The following is a 6,365-nucleotide window of genomic DNA, read 5'->3' on the forward strand; positions in this document are numbered from 1 at the left end:
GGAGAGCAGTGAGCACCCCGCCGTCGAAACACATCGCCACTTCAGGCGTCGCTACGCAGAAGCAGAGGAGTACCCGGTGAGTCAGCCGGAGATGCAGCCCGAAGGGCCGCCCCGCAACGAGCCCGGTCCGGCCGGCTCGGCCGGTTCCTCCGGTTCGGCACGCGGCCGGGATACCCGGGGCGGGAACGGCCGGGGCGGGGATCTGACCGGTAGGCCGTTCCCGCTCGGCGACTGGGGCGAACCCTCCGACCGCCTGGACGAGCTGTACCGCTGGGTCGAGTCCGACGCGCTGCGCACCGCCGACTGGTACCTGAACGACCGGGTGCGCAAGCGCCGCGGGGCCAGGACGCTACGGATCGGCACCGCGATCGGGACGGTCGCGGGCACCGCGCTGCCGTTGCTCGATCTGACCGGGGCGCTGCCCGGGGCGGCGGGCTGGGGCTATCTGTCGCTGCTGCTGGGCGCCGCGTGCATGGCGTGCGACCGGTACTTCGGTCTCACCTCCGGCTGGATAAGGAATCTCGCCACCGCCCAGGCCGTGCAGCGGCGCCTCCAGGTGCTGCAGTTCGACTGGGCGTCGGAGTGTGTACGTGAGGTGCTCGGCCCGACCGAGGGGACGGCCAGCGAGGCGGCCGAGCGGTGCCTCGGGGTGCTGCGGCGGTTCTCGGAGGACGTCACGGAGCTGGTGCGCACCGAGACCGCGGACTGGATGGTGGAGTTCCGGGCCGGACCGGCGCCGATGGGGATGCAGGCGCTGTCCTCGGGCACCGGGAGCGGTGGGCGTTCGGATCAGGGGGCGCTGTCGGGGCGGTTCCCGCTCCAGACGATGACCCGGCCGAACATGCCGCGCCAGCGCCCGCCGGAGTCACCCCGATGACCTCGCGATGACCGCACGATGATGACCGCCGGGATCGCCGTGACGACCCCGGCGGATCGCCGCGGATCACGGCCGGGCAGGCCCGGGGCCGCGTCGGCCCCGGGGCCTCAGCTGAAGATGATCATCGAGCCCTGGGCGAGGCTGCGGGTGGCCGCCGCGTGCAGGCCCAGCCAGACGTGCCGCTCACGGGCGAACGGACTGTGGTCGTACGGGATCGGCGCCGCCGGTTCCTCCAGGGAGGTCGGTGCGACGGGCGGCAGCGGGGCGGGCGGCGGGTTCGCCGGGTCGATGCCGATGGCCGGGGCGACGTACTCCAGCTCCCGCAGCAGCCCGTGCGAGGAGCCGAGCGGGCCGCCGCCCGCCAGCAGGTCGTCGTTGGAGAGCGGGGCGGCGAAGTCCAGTGGGACGTACGCCCCGGCGTGGTCGTAGTGCCAGACCAGGTGGGACTGCTGGGCCGTCGCCTCGAACATCTCCAGCAACTGCTCGTAGTCCCCGCCCAGTTCACCGACCGGTGTGACGGCGAGTCCGCTGAGCTGGAGCAGGAAGGCGCGGCGCAGGAAGTGCAGGGCGTCGTAGTCGAAGCCCGCGATCGGGGCGACGTCGCCCGTCAGGCCCGGCATGTAGGCGTACACGGGGACGGGCGGCAGTCCGGCCTCGCCCAACGCCTTGTCGTAGACGGCTATTTCTTCGGCGAACGGATTGTCGGGGCTGTGGCACAGCACATCGACGAGGGGGACCAGCCACAGGTCACAGGCCACGAAGTCTCGCTCTCCCCTGGGTGCGCATGGAACGTTCGGGATGGTCGGGACAGCGTAATGCGGTGTGCGCGTTGCGCACAGTGGCCAGTAGCGATGAGGGGCCTACGCCCCCGGCGCCCCGGGGTCCGGCTCCTGCCCGCCGCGCCCCGGATGTTCGAGCTCGCCGGCCGCGAGCCGGTCCGCCCAGTTCAGCGCGTGGGTGTTGTAGTCGTCCAGCACCGCGCGCACCGCGTCGTGGTCGCCGAGGGTGATCGCCGCGACCAGGTCCGGATGACCGTGCCAGAGCCAGTCCCGGGCCCGCACGTCGTGGCGCAGGTAGGGCACCGCGAACACCCAGGCCTGGACGCGCAGCCGGTGCAGGAAGTCGTTGATGTAGGGGTTGCCCACCAGGGCGCCCAGCTCGCGCCAGAACCGCAGGTCGTAGCCGATGAGGATGTCGAGGTCACCGCCGCGCGCCGCCCGTGCGGCCTCCTGGGCCCTGCGGCGCACCGGAACCAGGCAGTCGTGGTACCCCGTGAGCTGTGCGGTCGAGAGCGAGGGGCCGAAGAAGATGCCGCGGACGACCCCGTCGATGACCAGGCTGCGGGCCTCGACCAGCGACCGGTAGTCGGCGACGGTGAATTCCCGTACCCGGAAGCCCCGGTGCTGGTCGGATTCCAGGAGTCCCTGCGCGGAGAGGTCGAACAGCGCCTCGCGCACCGGGGTCGCCGATACGCCGTACTGCTCGGCGATCTGCTTGACCGTGAACTCCCGCCCCGGCTGCAGACGCCCGGCAAGCACTTCGTCACGCAGCGCGTCCGCGATCTGCTGCCGCAGCGTACTGCGGGTCACAGCTCCGCTCGCGCCCATGGCGCCCCTCCCCGTTTTTCGCTTCCGGTCACCTTAAGCCAGGGCTGCTGTGCCCGGATCCGGGCAGGGGAGGGGCGTCGTACCGAGGGCTCGTGCTAGGGCCTCTCGTTCGGGTCATGCCGGGCTCGTGGCACCCGGGTCACGCTGTGTGCTCGTCCGCGACCGAGAGCGCCGCGTCGAGGGCCGCGAGGCCCTCCTTGGCCTCGGCCTCGGTGATGTTGCAGGCCGGGACGGCGTGCGTGCGGTTCATGTTGATGAAGGGCCACAGGCCGTTCTTCTTGGCCGCGGCGCCGAAGGCCGCCATCGGCGCGTTGGCCTCGCCCGCCGCGTTGTACGGGACCAGCGGCTCGCGTGTCTCCTTGTTGCGGACCAGGTCCAGCGCCCAGAACGCGCCGAGGCCGCGGACCTCGCCGACCGACGGGTGGCGCTCGGCGAGTTCGCGCAGGCCGGGGCCGAGGACCGTCTCACCGATGTGGGCGGCGTTCTCGATGACCTTCTCGTCCTCCATCACATGGATGGTGGCGACGGCGGCGGCGCAGGCCAGCGGGTGACCGGAGTACGTGAGTCCGCCCGGGTAGGCGCGGGTCTCGAAGGTCGCGGCGATCTCGGCGGAGATCGCGACACCGCCGAGCGGTACGTAACCGGAGTTGACGCCCTTGGCGAAGGTCATCAGGTCCGGCACCACGTCGAAGTGGTCGGCGGCGAACCACTTGCCGGTGCGGCCGAAGCCGGCCATGACCTCGTCGAGGATGAAGACGATGCCGTACCGGTCGCAGATCTCGCGGACGCCCGCGAGGTAGCCGGGCGGCGGCGTCATGATGCCCGCGGTGCCGGGGATCGTCTCCAGGATGATCGCGGCGATCGTGCCGGCGCCCTCGAAGGCGAGGGTGTCCTCCAGGTGCTGGAGTGCGCGGGCGCACTCCTCGGCCTCGGTCTCGGCGTGGAACGGCGAGCGGTAGAGGAACGGCGCCCAGAAGCGGACGACGCCCGCCGAGCCGTTGTCGGACGGCCAGCGGCGCGGGTCACCGGTCAGGTTGATCGCGGTGGAGGTGGCGCCGTGGTACGAGCGGTAGGCGGAGAGCACCTTCGTACGGCCGGTGTGCAGCCGGGCCATCCGGACGGCGTTCTCGACGGCCTCGGCCCCGCCGTTGGTGAAGAAGATCTTGTCCAGGTCGCCGGGGGTGCGCTCGGCGATGAGGCGTGCGGCCTCGGAGCGCGCCTCGATCGCGAACGCGGGGGCGAAGGTGGCGAGTTTGCCCGCCTGCTCCTGGATCGCGGCGACGACGGTGGGGTGCTGGTAGCCGATGTTGGTGTAGACGAGGCCGCTGGTGAAGTCCAGGTAGCGGTTGCCGTCGTAGTCCCAGAAGTACGCCCCCTCGGCGCCGGCGACGGCGAGCGGGTCGATCAGGCCCTGGGCGGACCAGGAGTGGAACACGTGCGCGCGGTCGGCGGCCTTCACGGCCGCACCGGCAGCGGGGTCGACATGCGGGGCATGCGGGGCATGAGGGGTCATGCGGCGAGCGTAGGCCGTGCCGGGAGCGGCCCGACATGGCCACCTTGTATGGCATGGGGCGCTCCGCTGGGCAGGGTGTCGGGTTCCCGGCATACGGGGCAGGGCCGGCCAAAGCCCGGGACGGGGCGCCGGGCGGCCTGCGCGCGTTCCCGGCCGAAGCCCGCAACCGGCCCCGCCACGTGCTGCGTGGATCCCTATGATCGAGCGAGCCACGCCAGGCATCGCTCAGTTCGAACCCCGGGGAAGGACGTTCAGCGCCATGCAGAGCCTGACGCCACAGGATCCGCGTGCCATCGGCGCGTACCGGCTGCTGGGCCGTGTCGGCGCCGGCGGCATGGGCCAGGTCTATCTGGCCCGGTCCGACCGCGGCCGCACCGTAGCGATCAAGCTGGTACGGGGCGAACTCGCCGAGCAGCAGGAGTTCCGCGACCGCTTCCGCCACGAGGTGCGGGCCGCCCGCCAGGTCGGATCCGCCTGGACCGCCCCCGTGCTGGACGCCGACACCGAGGCCGCCGTGCCCTGGGTCGCCACCGGTTACGTCGCCGGGCCCTCACTTCAGGCCACCGTCACAGGCCCGCGCACCCCCGTGGGGGTGGCCTCCGGAGCGTACGGTCCCCTCCCCGAGCGTTCGGTCCACATCCTGGGCGCCGGTCTCACCCACGCCCTCCAGGCGATCCACGCCGCCGGGCTCGTCCACCGCGACCTCAAGCCCTCCAACATCCTGCTGACGATCGACGGGCCGCGCGTCATCGACTTCGGTATCGCGCGGGCGCTGCACACGGTCTCCGACGGCGGCGTCACCCGCACCGGGGCCCTGGTCGGTTCGCCCGGCTTCATGTCGCCCGAGCAGGTGCGGGGCGAGCGGGTGACCCCGGCGTGCGACGTGTTCTGTCTCGGCTCGGTACTGGCGTACGCCTCGACCGGCCGGCTTCCGTTCGGGACGTCCGACAGCGGTGCGCACGCGCAGATGTTCCGGATCGCGCAGGAGGACCCGGACCTGACCGGTGTCCCCGTGGGCCTCGTCGAGCTGATCAGCGACTGCCTGCGGAAGGACCCGGCCGCCCGCCCGACGACGGACGAGCTCCTGGAGCGCCTGGCCGACGGCGACACGGCGGAACCCTGGCTCCCCGGCGCCCTCATAGCCCAACTCGGCCGTCATGCGGTCGAGTTGCTGGACTCGGAGGACCCGGAGGACCCGGCGGACTACCCGATCGCCCCGGCCCAGGCGGCGCCCGTACCGGACCCGGCTCCCCCGGCGCCCGCGGACCGCCCCGCCCATACCCTGCCCACGACGGCCGCCGCCCCGGCCCCGCCCCACACGGCCACGCCCACGCACGCGGCCACGCCCACGCCCGCGCCGGCACCCGGCTACGGCTACCCGCCGCACCCCGACCAGGGCTTCGGCGCCCAGCAGCCCCCCGCTCCCGCCGCCTACGGCTACCCGCAGCAGCCGTACCAGCCGCAGCAACACCCGCACCAGCAGCCCGGATTCGGCCCCACGCCCCCGTACGGCCCGGCCTACCCCACCGCCCCGCAGCAGCCCGGACCCGAACCGGCCCGCCGCCGAAGAGGCTCCACCATCGCGCTGGTCGTCGTCGCCGTGCTCGTGGCCATAGGTGCGGGCGGTTCCGTCTACGCGCTCATGAACGGCAAGCCGCCGGGCTCCACACCGGGCCCCACCGGCTCCCCGTCCGACAAGGACGGCTCGACGGACTCCCCCGCGACCGGCGGCCCGTCCTCGCCGGCCCCCTCCTCCACCGAGGACAAGCAGAGCGGCGAGGGCCCCGTCCCGTCCGGCTACCTCGGCACCTGGTCGGGCTCCATCGAGAACGCGGCCGGCCGTTCCACCCGGAAGCTCGTCATCCAGCAGGGCGCGGTGGGCCAGGGCGTCCTCAGCCTCACCGCCGACGGTCCGCTCGACACCGGTGGCTCGTACCACTGCGTCTTCCAGGCTGATCTGACCGCGGAGCCGTCCCCGGGCGGCCCCCTGAAGATCGGCCCCTCCACGGTCACGGTCGGCGAGCCCATGACGTCCTGCACCGCGGGCGGGGCCACCACGCTGACCCTGCTCCCGGACGGTTCGCTGCGCCGCACGAACAACGACAGCGGCGATCAGCTCACGTACACGAAGGACGACTGATCAGGCCGGACTGCGCGCCGTGAGCCGATTCCCACCGCGCGGACGGCCAACGCGGTCAGGACGCTTCGGTACGGGGCGCAGCGCCGCGGGGCGGGCAGCCGCCGCGAGCCCGGCGTGATCCGAACGAGAGGCCCTAGGGGGTGTCTGATAATTGATCTTGTGGCAGGTCGAGGTGAGTTGACGGACGCGGCGTGGGAGCGGATAGAGCCCTTGTTGCCGCAGGTGGAC

At 72.7% G+C, this 6,365-nt stretch carries 5 protein-coding genes; 2 read left to right on the plus strand and 3 right to left on the minus strand.

Annotation, left to right across the window (positions count from 1 at the left end; translation table 11 throughout):
• The first annotated feature begins 76 nt into the window (after positions 1–76).
• Positions 77–877, plus strand: coding sequence for an SLATT domain-containing protein (locus ACFVH0_RS37650; protein WP_385827791.1), 801 nt, complete (start codon positions 77–79; stop codon positions 875–877).
• Between the two features lie 107 nt (positions 878–984).
• Here the strand turns inward: ACFVH0_RS37650 and ACFVH0_RS37655 are convergent, their stop codons facing one another.
• The 3 genes from ACFVH0_RS37655 to ACFVH0_RS37665 all read right to left on the minus strand — a co-directional run bounded on the left by ACFVH0_RS37655 (position 985) and on the right by ACFVH0_RS37665 (position 3,997).
• A complete protein-coding gene (locus ACFVH0_RS37655; RefSeq protein ID WP_385827792.1) occupies positions 985–1,635 on the minus strand; it encodes a hypothetical protein in 651 nt (216 codons plus the stop codon).
• A gap of 102 nt (positions 1,636–1,737) precedes the next feature.
• Complete coding sequence (locus ACFVH0_RS37660; protein ID WP_385827794.1) at positions 1,738–2,484, minus strand: GntR family transcriptional regulator; 747 nt, start codon at positions 2,482–2,484, stop codon at positions 1,738–1,740.
• A 139-nt stretch (positions 2,485–2,623) separates the two neighbouring features.
• A complete protein-coding gene (locus tag ACFVH0_RS37665) occupies positions 2,624–3,997 on the minus strand; it encodes an aspartate aminotransferase family protein (RefSeq protein ID WP_385827796.1) in 1,374 nt (457 codons plus the stop codon).
• Positions 3,998–4,256: 259 nt separating this feature from the next.
• Between ACFVH0_RS37665 and ACFVH0_RS37670 the strand changes: the two genes are divergently transcribed.
• Positions 4,257–6,137, plus strand: a complete 1,881-nt coding sequence (locus ACFVH0_RS37670; protein ID WP_385827798.1) for a serine/threonine-protein kinase — start codon at positions 4,257–4,259, stop codon at positions 6,135–6,137.
• Positions 6,138–6,365: the final 228 nt, after the last annotated feature.

The organism is Streptomyces sp. NPDC127117, from assembly GCF_042677325.1.
GTDB lineage: Bacteria > Actinomycetota > Actinomycetes > Streptomycetales > Streptomycetaceae > Streptomyces.

Coding starts and splice junctions, on each gene's coding strand:
- ACFVH0_RS37665 (WP_385827796.1), bottom strand. CDS start 3,997: ATGACCCCTCATGCCCCGCATGCCCCGCATGTCGACCCCGCTGCCGGT.
- ACFVH0_RS37670 (WP_385827798.1), top strand. CDS start 4,257: ATGCAGAGCCTGACGCCACAGGATCCGCGTGCCATCGGCGCGTACCGG.
- ACFVH0_RS37660 (WP_385827794.1), bottom strand. CDS start 2,484: ATGGGCGCGAGCGGAGCTGTGACCCGCAGTACGCTGCGGCAGCAGATC.